The organism is Williamsia muralis NBRC 105860, from assembly GCF_001598915.1.
GTDB classification, from domain to species: Bacteria; Actinomycetota; Actinomycetes; order Mycobacteriales; family Mycobacteriaceae; genus Williamsia; species Williamsia muralis.
Window position 1 is genome coordinate 77,421 of record NZ_BDAP01000001.1, and the last position, 18,075, is coordinate 95,495.

Annotated in this window: 17 protein-coding genes; 11 read left to right on the plus strand and 6 right to left on the minus strand. The window is 65.5% G+C overall.

All coding sequences use genetic code 11. The features are described 5' to 3' along the window. The first annotated feature begins 9 nt into the window (after positions 1-9). The 5 genes from WIMU1_RS00405 (at position 10) to WIMU1_RS00425 (ending at position 5,106) form a co-directional block, all read left to right on the plus strand. Entirely contained in the window at positions 10-1,581 is a 1,572-nt protein-coding gene (locus WIMU1_RS00405) for a polyamine aminopropyltransferase (protein ID WP_062794687.1), read from the plus strand. Positions 1,582-1,938: 357 nt separating this feature from the next. Beyond that, on the plus strand, positions 1,939-2,301 hold the full coding sequence (locus WIMU1_RS00410) for a rhodanese-like domain-containing protein (protein WP_062794688.1): 363 nt from the start codon (positions 1,939-1,941) through the stop codon (positions 2,299-2,301). Positions 2,302-2,588: 287 nt separating this feature from the next. Then, a complete protein-coding gene (locus tag WIMU1_RS00415; protein WP_158599298.1) occupies positions 2,589-3,398 on the plus strand; it encodes a DUF4328 domain-containing protein in 810 nt (269 codons plus the stop codon). Then, on the plus strand, positions 3,395-4,180 hold the full coding sequence (locus WIMU1_RS00420; RefSeq protein ID WP_023955010.1) for a glycerophosphodiester phosphodiesterase: 786 nt from the start codon (positions 3,395-3,397) through the stop codon (positions 4,178-4,180). The genes WIMU1_RS00415 and WIMU1_RS00420 overlap by 4 nt, the downstream gene beginning before the upstream one ends. Positions 4,181-4,191: 11 nt before the next feature. After that, a complete protein-coding gene (locus tag WIMU1_RS00425) occupies positions 4,192-5,106 on the plus strand; it encodes a DUF5926 family protein (protein WP_062794690.1) in 915 nt (304 codons plus the stop codon). 101 nt (positions 5,107-5,207) lie between these two features. Here WIMU1_RS00425 and WIMU1_RS00430 read toward each other — a convergent pair whose 3' ends face one another. The 3 genes from WIMU1_RS00430 to WIMU1_RS00440 all read right to left on the minus strand — a co-directional run bounded on the left by WIMU1_RS00430 (position 5,208) and on the right by WIMU1_RS00440 (position 7,648). Continuing rightward, the gene (locus tag WIMU1_RS00430) at positions 5,208-5,747 is read right to left on the minus strand and encodes a ferritin (RefSeq protein ID WP_062794691.1); all 540 of its coding nucleotides are present in this window, start codon (positions 5,745-5,747) and stop codon (positions 5,208-5,210) included. 156 nt (positions 5,748-5,903) lie between these two features. Further along, complete coding sequence (locus tag WIMU1_RS00435; protein ID WP_062795627.1) at positions 5,904-6,998, minus strand: Glu/Leu/Phe/Val family dehydrogenase; 1,095 nt, start codon at positions 6,996-6,998, stop codon at positions 5,904-5,906. Between the two features lie 176 nt (positions 6,999-7,174). Continuing rightward, positions 7,175-7,648, minus strand: a complete 474-nt coding sequence (locus WIMU1_RS00440) for an Lrp/AsnC family transcriptional regulator (protein WP_062794692.1) — start codon at positions 7,646-7,648, stop codon at positions 7,175-7,177. A 156-nt stretch (positions 7,649-7,804) separates the two neighbouring features. On the opposite strand from WIMU1_RS00440, the gene pdhA reads away from it, so the two are divergent. From pdhA to lpdA, 4 genes are read left to right on the plus strand one after another with little or no spacing between them, the layout of a single operon-like run. Next, positions 7,805-8,890 carry a pyruvate dehydrogenase (acetyl-transferring) E1 component subunit alpha gene (pdhA, locus tag WIMU1_RS00445; RefSeq protein ID WP_062795628.1) on the plus strand — a complete coding sequence of 362 codons (1,086 nt, stop codon included), beginning with the start codon at positions 7,805-7,807 and terminating at the stop codon, positions 8,888-8,890. Beyond that, entirely contained in the window at positions 8,887-9,882 is a 996-nt protein-coding gene (locus WIMU1_RS00450; RefSeq protein ID WP_062794693.1) for an alpha-ketoacid dehydrogenase subunit beta, read from the plus strand. The genes pdhA and WIMU1_RS00450 overlap by 4 nt, the downstream gene beginning before the upstream one ends. 10 nt (positions 9,883-9,892) lie before the next feature. Then, complete coding sequence (locus WIMU1_RS00455; protein ID WP_062794694.1) at positions 9,893-11,242, plus strand: dihydrolipoamide acetyltransferase family protein; 1,350 nt, start codon at positions 9,893-9,895, stop codon at positions 11,240-11,242. Between the two features lie 20 nt (positions 11,243-11,262). Further along, complete coding sequence (gene lpdA, locus WIMU1_RS00460; RefSeq protein WP_084247915.1) at positions 11,263-12,639, plus strand: dihydrolipoyl dehydrogenase; 1,377 nt, start codon at positions 11,263-11,265, stop codon at positions 12,637-12,639. A gap of 16 nt (positions 12,640-12,655) precedes the next feature. Here the strand turns inward: lpdA and WIMU1_RS00465 are convergent, their stop codons facing one another. Continuing rightward, a complete protein-coding gene (locus WIMU1_RS00465; protein WP_062795630.1) occupies positions 12,656-13,288 on the minus strand; it encodes a cysteine hydrolase family protein in 633 nt (210 codons plus the stop codon). Between the two features lie 112 nt (positions 13,289-13,400). Here WIMU1_RS00465 and WIMU1_RS00470 point away from each other — a divergent pair, with 112 nt between their 5' ends. Next, complete coding sequence (locus tag WIMU1_RS00470) at positions 13,401-14,417, plus strand: GlxA family transcriptional regulator (protein WP_062794695.1); 1,017 nt, start codon at positions 13,401-13,403, stop codon at positions 14,415-14,417. On the opposite strand, the gene WIMU1_RS00475 is transcribed toward WIMU1_RS00470, so the two are convergent. Further along, positions 14,401-15,519, minus strand: coding sequence for an FAD-dependent monooxygenase (locus tag WIMU1_RS00475; protein WP_062794696.1), 1,119 nt, complete (start codon positions 15,517-15,519; stop codon positions 14,401-14,403). The two genes, WIMU1_RS00470 and WIMU1_RS00475, sit on opposite strands and share 17 nt — an antisense overlap. 135 nt (positions 15,520-15,654) lie before the next feature. Here WIMU1_RS00475 and WIMU1_RS00480 point away from each other — a divergent pair, with 135 nt between their 5' ends. Continuing rightward, positions 15,655-16,434, plus strand: coding sequence for an alpha/beta fold hydrolase (locus WIMU1_RS00480; RefSeq protein ID WP_062794697.1), 780 nt, complete (start codon positions 15,655-15,657; stop codon positions 16,432-16,434). Positions 16,435-16,514: 80 nt separating this feature from the next. On the opposite strand, the gene WIMU1_RS00485 is transcribed toward WIMU1_RS00480, so the two are convergent. Beyond that, entirely contained in the window at positions 16,515-17,948 is a 1,434-nt protein-coding gene (locus tag WIMU1_RS00485; RefSeq protein ID WP_062794698.1) for an APC family permease, read from the minus strand. Positions 17,949-18,075: the final 127 nt, after the last annotated feature.

Below are 18,075 nucleotides of genomic sequence, written 5' to 3' on the forward strand. Positions count from 1 at the left end.
TCCGCTCCATTGGCCACATCCACCGCCCCACCCGACACCGCGCCGCCGCCGCTACGCCGGGCAGCACGGTCAGCGCTGCTGGCGGTGGTGTTCATCTGCGCCGCTTGCGGACTGGTCTACGAGCTCGCGCTCGTCACGCTGGGGTCGTACCTGATCGGGAACACGGCCACGCAGGCCGCAATCGTGTTGTCGGTGATGGTGTTTGCGATGGGCATCGGATCGCTGGCCGCAAAACCTCTGCAGAACCGGGCCGCCGTCAGCTTCGCGGTCATCGAGCTGGTGCTGGCTCTGCTGGGTGGTCTCTCGGTGCTGGCGCTGTACGGGGCGTTCGCCTATCTGTCGCTCTACACACAGTCGCTCGTGGTGGTTGCCTTTGTGCTCGGCATGCTGATCGGCGCCGAGATACCGCTGCTGATGGTGTTGCTCCAACACATCAGGAAGCAGTCGGCAGGGTCTGCGGTGGCCGATCTGTTCGCTGCCGACTACGTGGGCGCGTTGCTCGGTGGCCTGGCGTTCCCGTTCCTGTTGCTGCCGTTGCTCGGCCAGATCCGCGGCGCGCTCGTGGTCGGCATGATCAACGCCGTTGCCGGAGCCGCTCTTGTACTCATCGTGTTCCGCCGAGACCTCGGCCGTGTCCGCATGCTGGCGTTGGGCGCCGGGTCGGTCGGTGTGGTCGCGGTGCTGGTGGCGGCGATGTTCTATGCCGACACCTTCGAGGTCAACGCACGGCAGGCGCTGTATCGCGACCCGATCGTGCTGGCCGACCGAACCCCGATCCAGGACATCGTGATCACCAATCGCGGCCTTCCCGACGGCGAGGACACCCGACTCTTCCTCAACGGCGATCTGCAGTTCTCCAGCGTGGACGAGTACCGATACCACGAGTCGCTGGTGCACCCGGCGCTGGCGCAAAAGCGGGAGAACGTCCTGATCCTGGGCGGTGGCGACGGCCTGGCACTACGCGAGGTGCTGAAGTACCGCGATGTGCAGTCGGTGCACCTCGTCGAACTCGACCCCCGGATGATCGATTTGGCGCGCACGGATCCGAGACTCACCGAACTCAACGGCAACGCCTTCGCCGACGACCGGGTCTCCGTGGTGACAGCCGACGCGTTCAACTGGTTGCGTGAGGACTCAGGGCTGTTCGACGCCGTCATCGTCGACATGCCGGACCCGGACGAGACGGCAACCGCCAAGCTGTACTCGGTGGAGTTCTACGGGCTGATCCGCGGGCACCTGGCGCCGGGTGCCCGAATGGTCGTCCAGGCGGGCTCGCCCTACTTCGCGCCCCGCTCGTTCTGGTGTATCGGCCAGAGCATCGCCGAGGCAGGGGTGACAACCGCGGCCTATCACGTCGACGTGCCGTCGTTCGGTGACTGGGGTTTCTTTCTGGGGGCAGTGGGTGACGTCGCACCGGCGGTGACGGTGGACCCTGCGGTGGACCGTCGCTTCTTGTCGGCGGACGAGCTGGATGCCGCCCGTACGTTCCCGCCCGACCGCCCACCCTTGGAGATGCCCTCGTCCACCCTGATGCAGCCGCGGATCCTCGAGTACTCGCAGTCGGAGTGGTCGGTGTACTGACTGTGTCGGCGATGCACCGAAGGGGTGTCTGCCGCAAATCGGACCCTGTGAGTTGTCGTCTCCGGTTGACGTGAAGTTATCCACAGGCGTCGCCTAACGCGCTGGTTCAGAGCCTGCCAGCAAACACTCAACCTGTGGATGAGGCTGTGGAAACTGTGGAGAACTCGGCGGTTTGAGTGAATTGTTAGTGAACCTCGTCACAAAACAAGTTGCTGCTGGAAGGATTATCTTTCGGATTGTTAATTATCTCGACATTTCGGCGACGATGAGTGGAACGCGGGGCCCTGTGGATAACCTGTTGAAAACTGCGGGGTGGCGGCGCACGCCGAGGCAGCGTGCCACCATGGACGGGTGACTATGTCGGATGTTCCGTCGGTGCCCGTCACCGACCTACCGGTCGATTTCACGGCAGAGACGAACAGGATCCTGCTGGACGTTCGAGAAGACGACGAGTGGGCGAACGGGCACGTTCCCGGAGCCCTCCACATCCCTCTCGCCGAAGTGCCCGCTCGGGTCGACGAGATCGACCCCGACGCCGAGCTGTTTGTCATCTGTCATTCAGGTGGCCGCTCGGCCCGCGTGCTCGGGTACCTCTCGCAGCGCGGGTACGAAGGCGCGAACGTCGGGGGCGGAATCCTGGCGTGGGCGCAGGCCGGTAGGCCCCTGGAGACAGGCGCAGGTGGATCCGGGGGAGCGGCGTCCTCGGAGACCGGGCGGTGACAGTTCCGCCTTCTGGCCCGGTCCGGGACTACTGCCCGCACTGCCGGATCGCTGGACCGCACGATCCCCGTCGGCCACGCTGCCCGCGATGTTCGGGGCCGCTGACCCCGCTCGACGCCTACGGCCGTGCCGTGGTGTTCCGTCCACCGCCGCAGCAACGTCCCGTGCCTGCCGCGGGAGGCGTTCCCGCACCCCCTCCGCCTGGCCCGCAGCCGCGGCCGAACAACATGTACGTCCCGCCGCGCAGCCAGCGTCATCAACCGGTGTCCGGTGGTGCGCCGCGTCAGATGTCGCCGACAGCACGGCGGATGGTGCGCTGGGTAGCGCTGCGTCCGCCCGAGGCCCGGCCACGTCCGCGGGCCCGGGTCGAGCGGCACGAAACACCCACGCCTAGCTACCGAAGCGTCCCGCAGTGGGGTCTGCAGGACAGCCCGGCAACCGAACCCGAGACGCGTGAGCAGAACCTGATCGAACAGGCGACAGCGCGGCTTCCGCAGCTGTTGCTGATCGCAGCGGGCGTACTCGTCGCGGCGGCCGCCGCCGAGGCGTGGATCTACGCATTGCTCGTGGTCAACCTGGAAGAACCGGTCAGCCGCGGTATGCAGGTTGCTGCCGAGGCCGCGGTGTGGATCACCGGCCTGGCGTCGGTGGCGATGATGCTCGCATGCCTGGCCGGCGCCGCCGGATGGTTGATCGAGGAGCGGCGGAGGTCATACGGCGAGCACGGTCAATACGACCCGCGAACCCGCCGGGAGATCTTCATCGGGTGCTGGGTCCCGGTGATCAACGTCTTCCGTCCGGTGGCCTTCATGCGCGAGGTACTCGAACTTCGCGACGACCTGCCGCGCGACCACATCCGTAAGCGATTGTGGTGGTTGTGGGCCGGCTGGGTACTGGTGAATCTGCTGGTGGTCGGGTGCATCGTGCTGCGGATCTTCGCCGAGTCCCTACTGTGGCAGTCGAATGCGGTGCTCCTTGTCATCGTGTCCGACCTGGCCAGCGCCGGGTTCGCGGTTGCGGTGTGGTGGACGATCACGCGACTGCTCGACCGGGAGGCCGAGACGGCGGCCCCCACCCGATGGCTGGTCGCGGTATGACCGACACCCATCGGGTGCTGCGCACGGAGACGCCTGCGGTGGTGGCTCACCGGGGGGCGTCGGGCCACAAACCCGAACACACGCTGATGGCGTACGAGCTCGCCCTCGAGCAGGGCGCCGACGGACTCGAGTGCGACGTCCGGCTCACCGCGGACCACGAGCTGGTGTGTGTCCACGACCGCACGATCGACCGCACCTCCGACGGCAGCGGTGTGGTCAGTGAACTCACCCTCGCTCAGCTCCGGGAGTTCGACTTCGCGAGTTGGCATACGTCCGGTCTCACCTCGAAGGTCCTCACACTGCGCGAACTGATGGAGCTGACGCTGGACTGGAAACGCCCGGTGCGCCTGTTCATCGAGACCAAGCACCCCGTTCGATTCGGTGGTCTGGTGGAGCAGCTGCTCCTCGCCGAACTGCAGCGGTTCGGTGTCGCGACGCCGGCATCGGCAGATCACAGCCGCGCCGTGGTGATCTCGTTCTCCACCGCCGGTGTGTGGCGCATCCGACGCAACGCGCCGATGCTGCCCACCGTGCTACTCGGCGACACCGCCCGGTTTCTCGGCGGAAGCGCCGCCACCGCTGTGGGGGCCACGGCCATCGGACCGTCGATCTTCAGTCTGCGGGAGCATCCCGATGCGGTGGATCGTGCTGCCGCCGCTGGTCGGGCCACGTACTGCTGGACGGTCGACGAGCGGCGCGACGCGACATACTGTGCCGATCTCGGCGTGGGCTGGATCGCCACCAACTACCCCGACCGGGTGCGGGGCTGGCTCGCTGCGTAAGTTCTTCTCACGTGGCTAAGAAGAGTAAACGTGGCAGCGGACCCCGACCCGGAAGCAATCGCGCCGAACGGGTGGCGGCACGCAAGGAACGGCAGGCTCAGGCAGCTGCGCCGCTGTTCCGGCCGTTCGCCGGGATCGCCGCCGAATGCGACCTGGTGGCCCTGAGGGCCTTCGTCGCCTCGGCCACCGCCGAGTTGCCGCTGACCACACCGGGCACCAACCCCGTGCGACTGGTGACGGTTCTGCCCGGTGCCGGACCGGCACTGGTGCGTGAGGAGTCCGGCGCAGCTGTGGGTCTGGTTGCGCTGCAGACCCAGCCCGAGCACGAAGAGCCCGGCGCCGCATTGGCTGCCGCGATTCGTTGGGCAACCGAAAGCGCTGCGGGAGAAACACTTTCAGAGGTCGACATCGCAGAGGCCGGTGCACTCGAGGATGTGCTCGATCCCGCCGCTGCGCTCGACATCACCGTCCACAACGACTTCAACTGGTGGATCGAGGGTCAGGACAGCCCCGCCCCTCAGATCACCTCGATGATCGAGCAGGCCAACGCGGCCATCATGCCGACGGCCCGGTTGGCCGGGGACTTCGTCGGGGCGCCTTGGTGGGTCGACGCCGGTGAGCGTGCACATCTGCGGTGGATACGCCCCGAGCCCGAAGACGACGTGATGGCGGCGCTGGCGCGCGTGCATGCGTCGGGTGGCCTGACACTCGGCGAGGGATCACGCTTCGCGGGCTCATTCCGTACGCACGGGCTGCTGGTTCCGGTGTTCGACCTGGACCGCGAACTGCACCCCACCGAGTGGACTGCGGGCGTCGAGACGTTCAACAACCGGCTCAACGAGGCGCTGGCCTCGGACGCCGAGCTCACCAGCGACGAGCGGCGCTCCCGCGACGGCATCCGAGCCCGGCAGGTCACCCTGCGCTGAGGTGGCGGGCAGTACGCCCGAACAGACACGACAACAAAGGGCGCGGCCGGAAAGATCCGGCCGCGCCCTTTGTGCGTGTTGACGTACTGTCGAGCGGGCTTCTACAGGCTGCCGCCGGCGACACCGGGTGCGGTGGCGTCCGTCTTGGCCGCGGTGCCGACCTCTCGGGCGACGAAGTTCTCGAGGTCGAAGAGATTGCCTTCGCACCGATCGGCGACGGTCTGCAGGGTGCGCATCACCGCGACCTCTTCGATCTGCTCCTTGAGGAACCACTGCATGAACTGCTCGCCGAGGTAGTCACCTTCGTCGCGGGCCGTCTTGGCCAGTTCGACGATCTGGTCGGTGACACGCTGCTCTTGCGAGAGTGCCACCTTGATCGGGGCGCGGTAGTCGGCGAACGAGTTCTCCGGCTGATCGATGCCCGGGGTGTGCACCACCATGTCGCGGTCGAGGAAGTACTGCACGATCATCATCGCGTGGTTGCGCTCTTCGACAGCCTGGGCGTAGAAGTGCTTGGCCAACTGCGGCAGGTCTTCGTTGTCGTAGTAGGTCGCAATGGCGATGTACTGCTGTGACGCAGAGAATTCTTGACGAATCTGGTCGTGCAGGAGCTCATGGAAGCGGGTTCGAATTGTGCTCATGACGACCAGGTTAGGGCCAGGTGAAAGCCGTTGTCATCCAAGCTCATCCTTACTAAGGGTGGCATTGCCGAACCTGTCTCAGGGAAGGTTTACCTTGGCTGACAACAACTTCAGGGCTCTATGCGTGCGATCGGCGCAGTGCGCGCTGCCGGTGCCTCACGCTGCATCGTCAAGCCGGCGACGCGCGATCCGGTCGGCGGCGACACCGGCTGCGATGCTCTCGCGGGTCGCGGTCTGGAGAATGAATGTCATTGTGTCGAAGACGGATTCGACGCGCTTGCGTACCTCTTCGCGGGTGCGCCCGCGGAGCTCGCCCTCGACCTGGATGAGCCCACCGGAGTTGGCCACATAATCCGGTACCCACACGATTCCGCGGTTGACGAGTGTCCTCTCGGCGTCAGGAGTGAGCAACTGGTTGTTGGCGGCGCCGCAGACGATGGATGTGTTCAGCGTCTCACTGGTGGCTGTGTCCAACGTGCCACCGAGCGCACACGGGGCATAGACGTCCAGGCGCTCGGCGCGGACGTCGGCCGACACCTTCGTACGGGGGAAAGCATGCAGTACGCGGTCTAGTGAGGGCTGATAGACGTCGGAGACCAGCACCTCGGCGCCGGCATCTGTCAGGAGCGACACAAGCTCGAAGCCCACCTTTCCCGCACCCTCCACACCCACCGTGCGTCCGGCGAGTTCGCGCTCCCCCCAAACCTGCACTGCCGCTGCGCGCATGGCCTGGAACACCCCGAGGGCGGTGTTGGGCCCGCTGTCTCCCGATCCGCCGGCAGCCGTGTTGCGGCCGACGACGTGTGCGGTCGATTCGCCGATGATGTCCAGGTCGTCGCTGTTGGTGCCCACATCGCCGGCCGTGACATACAGACCGTCGAGTCTTTCCACGAATCGGCCGTAGGCGCACAACAGTTCCGGCGTCTTGATGGCCCGCGGATCACCGAGGATGACGGCCTTGCCTCCGCCGAGGTCGAGTCCGGCTGCCGCAGCCTTGTACGTCATCCCGCGCGACAGCCGCAAAACATCTGTGAGCGCGGCACTTTCATCAACGTAGGAATGAAATCGGGTGCCGCCGAGGGCGGGTCCCAGCGAAGTGGAGTGCAAGGCGATGATGGCCTGCAGACCGCTTGCGCTGTCCTGGCAGAACACCACCTGCTCGTGCGCGGGCTCGTCGACGGGGAAGTCTGATCGACCGAACACGTGGCTTGTGGCCGACTCTGCGGACAGAGGGGTGACGGTGACGGACATGGAAACCTCCGGGTAGGTGGTCGAGGGTTGGGTGTGCATCCAGCTGCACGAATGTTGTCCCGGAGCGGCGAAGTGGTCAACAGCGAGCTAGATATTTGCGCAATGTGCACATTCTGCTGCGTGTGCCCGCCGTCACGTTGCTCAGAATGCGGCCTCTGTGACCACGCGGCCTGGCCTCACCGACCGTGCGCGAGCCGCTCGAGCAGGGGGCGGGTCCGATATGGGATCGCATCGCGCATGGCCACCGACATGGTGGTCCTCTCGACGCCGGGTACGGCGAGGACCAGCCCGGCCACGCGGTAGAGGTCGTCGGCGTCGAGGGCAGCGACCGCGATGAGAAGGTCTGCGTCCCCGGAGATCCCGATCACCTCGATCACCTCCGGGATGTCGCCGAAGAGGGCGATGATCGGTTCGAGTCGGTGCTGGTCGACGACCGCGCTGATGTAGGCGCGCAGCGTGTATCCGAGGTCTCTGGTGGAGATGAGTCGGTCCATCGGCGCCAGAACACGTCGCTCCTCCCATCGGGCCAACCGGGATTGAACGGTGTTCCTGGCCATCTGGAGGGCGGCCGCCAACTGCACTCCGGTGGCGCGTGGGGTCTCGCAGAGGGCGAGCAGAAGGCGGGCGTCTGAGCGGTCGAACTTCGTCATGTCGCACAGTGTCGCACGTCTCATCGCCACGAAGTTGGTCAAATTGCGCAAGTTCGCACACAGCTCTTGTGCAGTGTGGCGCTCACTGGTTGCCTGACGTGCACCGAATGAACCGTGGGCGAATGCCCACGTCAGTGATGGCGAGTGGAGGCCCCGGTGATCGACAACGACGATCTGGTCCAACTGATCAGCCCGACGGGCGAGCGTTTTGAGCACCCCGAGTACTCCGACCTCGTCTCCGACATCGACGTGGACGCGTTGCTGCGCCTCTACGAGGACCTGGTGGTGGTGCGGCGCATCGACGCCGAGGCAACCGCTCTGCAGCGCCAGGGAGAGCTCGGCCTGTGGGCGCCGCTGCTCGGTCAGGAGGCCGCGCAGGTCGGCTCGGCGCGGGCGCTCGATCCTCAGGACTTCGTCTTCGCCAGTTACCGCGAGCACGCGGTCGCCTACTGCCGTGACGTGGACCCGGCCCACATGCTCCGGTTCTGGCGAGGGTCCACTCATTCGGGCTGGAACCCCTATGAGTACCGGATGACCACACCGGCGATCATCGTGGGCGCGCAGGCGTTGCACGCCACGGGATACGCGCTCGGTATGCAGTTCGACGGCGTGGACGGCGCCGCGATCACCTACTTCGGTGACGGGGCCACCAGCCAGGGCGACATCTCCGAAGCCTTCGGTTTCGCCGCGAGTTTCCATGCCCCCGTTGTCTTCTTCTGCCAGAACAACCAGTGGGCGATCTCCGAGCCGGTCTCGTTGCAGTCGCGTGTGACCATCGCCGAACGCGGGCGGGGTTTCGGGGTTCCGAGTGTGCGGGTCGACGGCAACGACGTACTTGCCGTCATCGCGGTCACCCGCGCGGCGTTGGCGCGGGCCCGAGAAGGCAGTGGCCCGACCTTGATCGAGGCGGTGACCTATCGGATGGGACCGCACACCACATCCGACGATCCGACGCGATATCGGCCCGCGGCGCTGGACGACGAATGGCGCGCCAAGGACCCTCTCGACCGGGTGCGGGCGCTGCTCGACGCGGCAGGCGTCCTCACCGACGATGTCCTCGAACGGATTCGGAATCAATCGGACACAACCGCAGCCGAACTGCGACGCGGCTGCCTCGAGACCGTGGAACCGACGCCGCTGTCGATGTTCGACGAGGTCTATGCCGAGCAACACCCCCTGATCGATGAGGAACGACGCGAGTTCGCCTCGTACCTCGAAGGATTCGAAGGAGACGCCCGATGAGTGCCCCGGCCATCACCCCCGCGGTCATGCCGATCGGCAAGGCCATCAACTCCGGCCTGCGCAAAGCGATGGAGAAGGATCCGAAGGTGGTGCTCCTCGGCGAGGACATCGGCAAGCTCGGAGGTGTGTTCCGGGTGACCGACGGTCTGCAGAAGGACTTCGGACCGCAGCGGGTCATCGACACACCCTTGGCCGAATCCGGGATCATCGGCACAGCAGTGGGTCTGGCGATGCGCGGCTATCGGCCCGTGTGTGAGATCCAGTTCGACGGATTCATCTATCCGGCGTTCGACCAGATCGTCTCGCAGGTCGCCAAGCTGCACTACCGCACCGGCGGCAACGTGAAGATGCCCATCACGATCCGGGTTCCCTACGGCGGCGGAATCGGCGCGATCGAGCACCACTCGGAGTCGCCTGAGGGCTACTTCGCCGCGACCGCTGGTCTGCGTGTGGTCACCTGCGGTACCTCCGCGGACGCCCACCAGATGATCCAGCAGGCAATCGAGTCCGACGACCCGGTGCTGTTCTTCGAACCCAAGCGCAGGTACTGGGAGAAGGGGCCGCTCGCCGAGGCCGGGGATGCCTACCCGCTGCACAAGGCCCGCGTCGTCACGCCAGGCTCGGATGTCACCCTGGTCGCCTACGGTCCCCTCGTCACCACCGCGGTGCAGGCGGCGAAGATCGCAGCGGGAGAGGGCCGTTCGATAGAGGTGATCGACCTACGCTCGATCTCCCCGCTTGATATCGACACCGTTGCGGATTCGGTTCGCCGCACCGGGCGCCTGGTGGTCACCCATGAGGCCCCGGTGTTCCTGGGTATCGGCGCGGAACTCGCGGCGCGCATCGGTGAGCGCTGCTTCTTCCATCTCGAGGCTCCGATCGCCCGCGTGGGCGGATTCACCCTGCCGTATCCGCCGGCCAAGCTCGAAGAACACTTCCTTCCCGACGTCGACCGCATCCTCGACGCCGTCGACCGCACGTTCGCATCGTAGGAGCCAGCTCATGTCGACAACGCAGACCTTCTTGCTCCCCGATCTCGGCGAGGGACTCACCGAGGCCGAACTGCTCACCTGGCTCGTGGCGGTCGGCGACACCGTCGAACTCAATCAGAACATCGCCGAGGTCGAGACGGCCAAGGCCTCGGTCGAGCTGCCCTCTCCCTATGCGGGAACTGTTGTGGCGCTGTATGCAGACGAGGGCGCCACCATCGAGGTGGGCAGGCCGTTCATCGACATCGCCGTCGAGGGCGCCTCGACTCGGGACCACACGCCGACTGCCCCGCAGAACCCCGTCTCATCAAGCCCTGCCCCGTCGGACTCACGTCCCGCGAGCAAGGAACGCACGCCGGTGCTTGTCGGGTACGGCGTGGCCGAGGAGAGCACGGGACGGCGTCGACGGCGGACGAACTCCACCGTGTCGATGGTCGATGCGGTTGTCACAGAGCAGGAGCGCCCGCTGGCCGCGCCGCCGGTTCGGTTCGCGGCCAAGCAGAACGGTGTCGATCTGGCCGAGGTGCCCGCCACCGGCGGTCGGGGGCAGGTCACCCGCGACGACCTCGAGCAGTACCTGGCCCGATCAGCTGCCGACCCGGTGCCCGAGCCCGTACCCGCGGCAGCTTCGGGCGATTCCGCCCGCCCTGGCGCGGCGGTGCTGGACGAAGAACGCACCCCGATCAAGGGGGTCCGCAAACACACCGCTGACGCCATGGTCCGCAGCGCCTTCACCGCACCGCATGTCACCGAGTTCGTCACCGTGGACGTCACCCCGGCCGTCGACCTTCTCGCACAACTCAAGGAGTCCAAGCACTTCCGGTCGGTACGCATCACGCCGCTGGCGTTGGTGGCCAAGGCCCTGCTCGTCGCACTGCGGTCCAATCCGTCGCTCAACTCTGCGTGGGACGAGGCGAATCAGGAGATCGTCACCAAGCGCTACGTCAACTTGGGAATCGCAGCGGCGACCCCGCGCGGCCTCATGGTGCCCAACATCAAGAACGCCCACACGTTGAGCCTGCGTGACCTCGCCGAGGCGCTCACCACGTTGACGACAACGGCGAAAGAAGGGCGCACCGGTCCACAAGACCTGTCTGCGGGAACCATCACGATCACCAATGTCGGTGTGTTCGGGGTGGATTCGGGTACCCCGATCCTCAACCCCGGCGAGGCGGCAATCCTGTGCTTCGGCGCAATCCGCCGACAGCCGTGGGAGCACCGGGGTGAGATCGCCCTGCGGTCGGTGACCACGCTCAGTCTCTCGTTCGACCACCGGCTGGTCGACGGCGAGCAGGGATCTCGTTTTCTCGCAACCATTGCCGACATCCTGTCCGATCCCGTCACCCTGATCGCGCTGAGCTGAGCGCACCCGGAGGAAAAGCCATGACCGACATCCCCGACGTCCTGATCCTGGGAGGCGGGTCGGGTGGGTACGCTGCGGCATTCCGCGCCGCCCAACTCGGCAAGACCGTCACCCTCATCGAAGAAGACAAGGTGGGAGGGACCTGTCTGCATCGCGGCTGTATCCCGACCAAGGCGTTGCTCCACGCAGCCGAGGTGGCCGACACGGTTGCCCACGCATCCAAGGTCGGGATCGGCGCAGAGCTCACCAAGGTCGACGTGGCGGGAATCCACGCGTACAAGAACTCGGTGGTCGACCGCTTGTACCGAGGCCTGCAAGGACTGGTGAAAGCCCACCGGGTCGACATCGTGAACGGCACCGGCCGCTATGTCGGGGGACGCAGCGTCGAAGTCGGAGGGACCACGTTCACCGGACGATCACTGGTGCTCGCGACGGGTTCGGCAGCCCGGACGGTGCCGGGTGTCGACCGCGGTGGTCGAGTCCTGACGAGTGATGACGCCCTCGAACTGCCCACGCTTCCCGAGCGGGTGGTGGTTCTCGGCGGCGGGGTGATCGGCGTCGAGTTCGCAAGCGTCTGGACATCTTTGGGAGCCCAGGTCACCATCGTCGAAGCGCTGCCACGATTGATCGCCACCGAGGACGAGTGGTCGTCCAAACAACTCACCAGGGCTCTCAAGAAGCGCGGCGTGACCGTCAGGACGGATGCGCGGTGCGAGGCTGTCACTCAACAGGCCGACGGGGTGACCGTGGCACTGGCAGGCGGAGACCTTCTCGAGGCGGACGTTGTGCTCGTGTCGGTGGGTCGTGGTCCGCGGACGTCTGGAAATGGCTTTGCAGAAGGCGGCATCGAGCTCGACGAGCGTGGATTCGTGCGCGTGGACGGCGCGCTGCGTACATCTCAGGACGGGGTATACGCGGTGGGCGACATCGTCGTGGGACCACAACTCGCCCATCGCGGTTTTGCGCATGGCATCCACGTGGCCGAGGTGATCGCCGGACGCGATCGGGTTCTCGCCGAGGACTCCTGCATTCCGCGAGTCGCGTACTGCAATCCGGAAGTCGCATCTGTCGGGCTCACCGAGGCGCAGGCGCGTGAGAAGCACGGTGAGGTGTCAACGGTGGTCTACGATCTGGCCGGAAACGGGAAGAGTCAGATACTCGGAACCGGTGGTGGGATCAAAGTGGTGCGTGCGCAGAAGGATTCGGGACCGGTGGTCGGCATCCACATGGTGGGTGAACGCGTCGGCGAACTGATCGGCGAGGCACAACTGACCGTGGGGTGGGGCGCCTACCCCGACGACGTCGCCGCGCTGGTCCATGCGCACCCGACCCAGTCCGAAGCGCTGGGTGAGGCGCACATGGCGTTGGCGGGGCTGCCGTTGCACAGCCACGGCTGAGCCCGGCCCATCTTCGCTAGACGGTGGCACCTCTCCCGTCGAGTGCGGAGGCCGCCAGGTTGCTCGCCGCAAGCGGTTCGCCCTTGTCGACTGCCGCAGCCCACTGCTCGGTTGTCGCCACGGCCGCGAAGTTGGAGTTCAGCAGAACCATGATCGTCTCGTGTAGCTGCTGGGCAGATACCCTCCCGGCCTCGTTCGACAACGCTATGGCTCCGGTGGCGTCGGAGAGCACCTCGGTTGTGAACCCGAGCGACTCGGCGTGGGCGGCGGTTGCGATGTCGCAGTTGTTGGTCATGAAACCGACGATGGAGATGGTGTCGATACCGTTGTCTCGCAACCACTCTGCAGCATCGGTGCCGGCGAACACGCTTCCGTACACCTTCTCGACGCGCTTCCATCCGGGTTGGACCAGTTCGGCGACCGCGGGGTGCAGTTCACTGCCCGGCGAGCCGGAAGCGAACACGGGTGCACCTGCCGGGAGGAGATGCTGAACCACCACGACGGGAATCGACTGCGCTGTGGCGACTTCGATCGCCCGTACGACGTTGGTCAGCGAGTCCTCACGAGGTGGGTACTGGATCTCCAGAGGGCCGTCGAAGTACTCCTGCTGGACGTCGATGACGATGAGTGCGCGCCGAGGGGACGACATGGATGGCTCCTTCTGGGTCAGGTGCGTGCTGGTGTACCCGCCATTCTTCGGATCGGACGTACACTGCGACAGTGGCCCATATGCACTCTTTCGATGAGATCGTGCCAATCTGATGCGGATCGGCATCTATGCTTTCGACGGCATCACGTCGTTTCACCTGGCCACTCCCCAGATGGTGTTCGGCGAAGTGGCTCGGCTAGGCATCGACGCTGCATGGGAGACGTTTCTGTGGTCCGATTCGCCGGGGAGTATCAGAACGCTCGAGGGATACACGGTCGATTCGGTCGGCGGACCGGAACTCGCTGACGGGGCCGGCATCATCGTTGTGCCGTCCTGGCCCGTTGATGCGCCGGCAATCGGTGATTCCCTGAGACAGAGCCTGATTCGTGCTCACGATGCGGGCGCCATCATCGTAGGGCTGTGTCTCGGTGCTTTCGCCGTTGCCGATACCGGGATCCTGCACGGTCGCAGCGCCGTGACCCATTGGGAGGCGATGCCCCAACTCTCGCTCCGGCATCCGGACATCGTGCTGGACGATTCGGTCCTCTATGTGGACCACGGCGATGTGCTGACCTCTGCGGGCACCGCAGCCGCAATAGACGCGTGCCTGCACCTCATCCGCAACCACATCGGCGCGGCAGTTGCCGCCCGCGTGGCGCGAAGTCTGGTCGTGGCTCCGCATCGGGAGGGTGGGCAGGCCCAGTACATCGATCGGCCCGAGGCGCTTCCCCGGATCAACGGTGCCATCGCGGAGGTCCAGCACTGGGCACTCGAGCACCTCGATGAACCGCTCGGTGTTGATCGCCTGGCGACACACGCCCGGATGAGCCGGCGCAGCTTCATCCGGAAGTTCACACAAGAGACCGGATCGAGTCCTGCCAGATGGGTTCTGCGGCAACGCATCGGCGCTGCGCGGGCACTCCTCGAGAGCACGGACTGGGGGATGGATCAGATCGCCGACGCCTGCGGGTTCGGCAGCACCGTCACTTTCCGGCAGAACTTCGTCGCCATCCTGGCGACCAGCCCGACCAGCTATCGCCGCCAGTTCACGACGCAGAGCACGTCCACCGGCGACCGTGTGCAGAACCGCCGGCGGGACAGCCGGGAACCGGTCAGCGCGCGGCGTTGATCGCGAACCGCTGGTTGCGTGCCCGCAGTTCGGACTCGGTGGCCGGAACCATGAAGTCGCGGGCTTCGTGAACGCCTTCTTGCGCGGTGGCCACCCGCGGGCGCAGCAACTGCTCGTAGCGGGTGAACGCGATGTCGTGGGCGGCGCCGGCTTTTGTCATCTCCGACACCAGGGTGTGAGCACCGATCATCGCCAGTGAGGTGCCTCGTCCGGAAAAGAGTGATGCGGCATGTGCAGCATCGCCGATCAGGACCACCCGCCCGCTCGACCACCGGGGCATGTGCACCTGGCTGACCGAATCGAAGTACAGCCTGTCGGCATCGGCGACAGCTTGCAGCAAAAACGGGGACTCCCAACCCTGCTCGCCCTTCATCAGGTCGACCAGCACCCGCTTCTGGTCGACGAGGTCACGGTTGTCGTAGTCGACCTCGGGGGTACGAGCGGCCATGAATCCGATTGTGCGCGAGCCGAAGTCCGTGATGCAGAACATGCGGCCGGGGGTGTTGTAGGTGACGCTCTCGCCCGGGGTTCCCGAACCCAGGGGAAGGTCGACAAAAGCGGTATAGGTGTCGAGATGCCGGCGGAAGGTGGTCTCGGGTCCGAACACGGCTTCTCGGACCGTCGAATGGATACCGTCGGCGCCGATGACGAAGTCGAAGGCGCCTGTGCGGCCGGACGCCAGCGCGACATCGACGGCTGCACCGGTGTCGGTCACGTCCACGATCGAGTCGTCGTAGACGAACTCGACATTCGGGCCGATGGCGCCGTGCAGGATTCCGATCAAGCTGTCCCTGGCGATCTCGACGTCGTCGGCCGAGTCGGTGGCGAACTCGTTGGGGAGCACGGCAATCGGGTGGCCCTGATCGTCGACCCAGGTGGTGAAGGCCTCACGGCCGGACGTCGGCACCCTGCTGTCGCGGATGTCGCCGAGGATTCCCATCGCGTCAGCGACCGCGAGTGCGTCGCCACGGATGTCGATCGGGGACCCTGCAACCCGCAGTGCCGGTGCGCGCTCCACCACTGTGACCTCGTGACCGGCCTTCTCGAGCCAGAATGCAACCGAGAGACCGGCGACGCTCGCTCCCGAAACCAATACAGCCATGGTGGCCTCCTTCAGATCTGAGCCCGCATTTGATCGTATGCAATTCGGCTACAATAGGATCCAATCTAGCATTGTGTGCGTGTTCGCGCACTCGATTGCGACGATGTTTTCCTCCCATCGAGAAAGAAGATCGACATGTCAGACATCGTGGTCACGCTCGGAGACGGCAGATCGGTGCCATGCATCGTAAAAGGTTCTGGCGCACCGCTGTTGCTGATCCATGGGGCCGAGAGTGATCGGACGCAGTTCGCCGACCTGATGACACGGCTGCCATCCGGCCTGCAGGCAGTCGCCTACGATCAGCGCGACACCGGCGACCAGGTCAGCCCAGATGAGCACTACACGATGGACGCCATGGCAGACGACGCCGCCGAGGTGATCGAGGCATTGCAATGGTCGAAAGTGCACGTCCTCGGAACCTCGTACGGTGGCGTGGTTGCCCAGTTGCTGGCGATCCGGCATCCGGAGCGGGTCAGAACACTGTCGTTGGTGTCGACCACCGGTGCGTACTCATGGCTGGCCGGATTCGCGGAGAAGTCGAAGAAGATGTCGGCCGCCGCGAGGGCCCAGACCATGCTCGACGCCGCGGTCAGCCCAGACGCGCGAGCGGCCGATCCATCGCTTGTGGACCGTATCCGGGCGGCCTTGGTGGACCGGACAGCCGAGCAGCACGCCCGGCGGATGAACGCACTGAAGCAACACGACTCGAGGCAGCAGCTTCACCGGATCGGTGTGCCCACTCTTGTCGTGCACGGCGCCGACGACCCGGTGATCCCGATCGCCGCAGGTCGGGAGTTGGCCGGTCACATTCCGGGGTCCGTATTCTGGGAGATCCCGAAGGCGCGGCACGCCACCGCATTCGAGTACGGCGACGAGTTGTCCGGGAGGGTGGCGACCTTGGTCCAAGGCCGATGATCGAGCCGTGATCCGGGTTGGTCGAGCCACACGAAGGGGGTGCCTCCGAGCGGAGGCACCCCCTTCTGCGGTGGCCGATCTCAATCGGTGAGGTGCTCCTCCAGGTCGTGGCCATGGCCACGGCGCCGGTAGACGACGGCCCCGTAGATCGCGCCGATGACGGGGATCGCCGGCATGGCGGCGACGATCCAGGAATCGCTGCCGGTGACGTCCTGGTAGTTGATCACGACGATGACCCCGATGGCGGTGAGCAGCAGGCCGGAGATGGCCGGTGCGATCTTCGACGACCATGCGGTCTCTCCGTCGAGCCGACCACGCATCGAGGCGACGACAACACTGAGGGAGCAACCGATCATCAGGCCGATGATCGACAGTGACGTGATGCCGGAGACCGCCGGAAAGAGATTGATGATGGGGTCGGACTTGGCGATGACAAACGGTACGAGAACGATCAGGGAGATGGCGATCTGAACGGCACACGACACCTGTGGCGTGCCGAAACGGGGATGGACGTCAGCGCATCGTTCCGGCAACAGCCGCGACCGGCCGAGCGCGAACATGTAGCGCGCGGCCATGTTGTGGAAGGCAACCGCAGCGGCCAGGAAGCTGAAAGCGACGAGCAGGCTGAGCATCTCGTCGGACCATCCACCGAGGTATTCGCTGGCGGTGGCGAAGATCAGGCTTCCCGGATCCTCGGCGGCCACGGTCTGGACGTCAGGAAAGGCTGCCACGATCGACCACGTCGAACCCATGAAGACCAGAACAAGAAGCGCCAGAGCGCAGTACGTCGCAACCTTGATGCTGCGTCGCGGTGCGCGAGCCTCCTCGCCGTAGATCGCGGTGGCCTCGAAGCCTGCGAATGACAGCACGCAGAACACCAGCGACAGCGCGAGATTGCCTTCGAACATCCGGTCCGGGGCAAACACGTTGAGGGAGAAACCCTCCGGGCGCTGGACGAGAATTGCAATCCCGAGCCAGATGATGATGCCGAACTGGGCGATGGAGACCAATGAGGTCACCTGTTTCGTGATCTCCACACCCACCAGTCCGAGGACTGCGGTGATCACCAGTGCTATTGCGCCGTAGACGTACCACGGCAGGTCGATGTCGGTCATCGTGCCCACTGCGATGTCGGCGAAATAGCCCGTGGCAGCGATCATTCCAGCGGCAGCAAGGTTGTAGGCGACCGTCGCCACGAATGCCGAACCGGCCCCGGACGCCTTGCCGAGACCGTAGCCGATGAATGCGTAGTAGGCACCGGCGTTGATGACCCGCCGACTGAGCACCACGTAGCCGGCCGTGAAGATGGCGAGCAGTATGCCGACCAGGACAAGCAGTCCGACAAGTCCCTCACCGACTCCGAAGGCCAGGCCGATCGAGAGGTTCGACGCCATCGCGGTCAGGGGAGCGGTCGCGGCGACGACCATGAACACCATGCCGGCGACGCCGATGGTGTTCTTCTTGAGTTGATGTGTTTCTACCGGGCTCGTGAGCTCGTCGTTGGGGACGGCCATGTCTTCTTCTCCTGGTGAGGGTATCTGTCTGTGGGGATCAGGGCGCACGGAATCGCAGTCGGGCATCGCCGCCCCATGGTGGTGTCTGCGGTGGCGCCGCTGGGGCGCCGATGGTCAGGTGGTCAAG

What these genes read in the sequence shown, in the direction of transcription:
- WIMU1_RS00410 (WP_062794688.1), top strand. Translation starts at nt 1,939, where the DNA reads ATGTCGGATGTTCCGTCGGTGCCCGTCACCGACCTACCGGTCGATTTC.
- WIMU1_RS00415 (WP_158599298.1), top strand. Translation starts at nt 2,589, where the DNA reads ATGTCGCCGACAGCACGGCGGATGGTGCGCTGGGTAGCGCTGCGTCCG.
- WIMU1_RS00420 (WP_023955010.1), top strand. Translation starts at nt 3,395, where the DNA reads ATGACCGACACCCATCGGGTGCTGCGCACGGAGACGCCTGCGGTGGTG.
- WIMU1_RS00430 (WP_062794691.1), bottom strand. Translation starts at nt 5,747, where the DNA reads ATGAGCACAATTCGAACCCGCTTCCATGAGCTCCTGCACGACCAGATT.
- WIMU1_RS00435 (WP_062795627.1), bottom strand. Translation starts at nt 6,998, where the DNA reads ATGTCCGTCACCGTCACCCCTCTGTCCGCAGAGTCGGCCACAAGCCAC.
- WIMU1_RS00440 (WP_062794692.1), bottom strand. Translation starts at nt 7,648, where the DNA reads ATGACGAAGTTCGACCGCTCAGACGCCCGCCTTCTGCTCGCCCTCTGC.
- WIMU1_RS00450 (WP_062794693.1), top strand. Translation starts at nt 8,887, where the DNA reads ATGAGTGCCCCGGCCATCACCCCCGCGGTCATGCCGATCGGCAAGGCC.
- WIMU1_RS00455 (WP_062794694.1), top strand. Translation starts at nt 9,893, where the DNA reads ATGTCGACAACGCAGACCTTCTTGCTCCCCGATCTCGGCGAGGGACTC.
- lpdA (WP_084247915.1), top strand. Translation starts at nt 11,263, where the DNA reads ATGACCGACATCCCCGACGTCCTGATCCTGGGAGGCGGGTCGGGTGGG.
- WIMU1_RS00465 (WP_062795630.1), bottom strand. Translation starts at nt 13,288, where the DNA reads ATGTCGTCCCCTCGGCGCGCACTCATCGTCATCGACGTCCAGCAGGAG.
- WIMU1_RS00470 (WP_062794695.1), top strand. Translation starts at nt 13,401, where the DNA reads ATGCGGATCGGCATCTATGCTTTCGACGGCATCACGTCGTTTCACCTG.
- WIMU1_RS00475 (WP_062794696.1), bottom strand. Translation starts at nt 15,519, where the DNA reads ATGGCTGTATTGGTTTCGGGAGCGAGCGTCGCCGGTCTCTCGGTTGCA.
- WIMU1_RS00480 (WP_062794697.1), top strand. Translation starts at nt 15,655, where the DNA reads ATGTCAGACATCGTGGTCACGCTCGGAGACGGCAGATCGGTGCCATGC.
- WIMU1_RS00485 (WP_062794698.1), bottom strand. Translation starts at nt 17,948, where the DNA reads ATGGCCGTCCCCAACGACGAGCTCACGAGCCCGGTAGAAACACATCAA.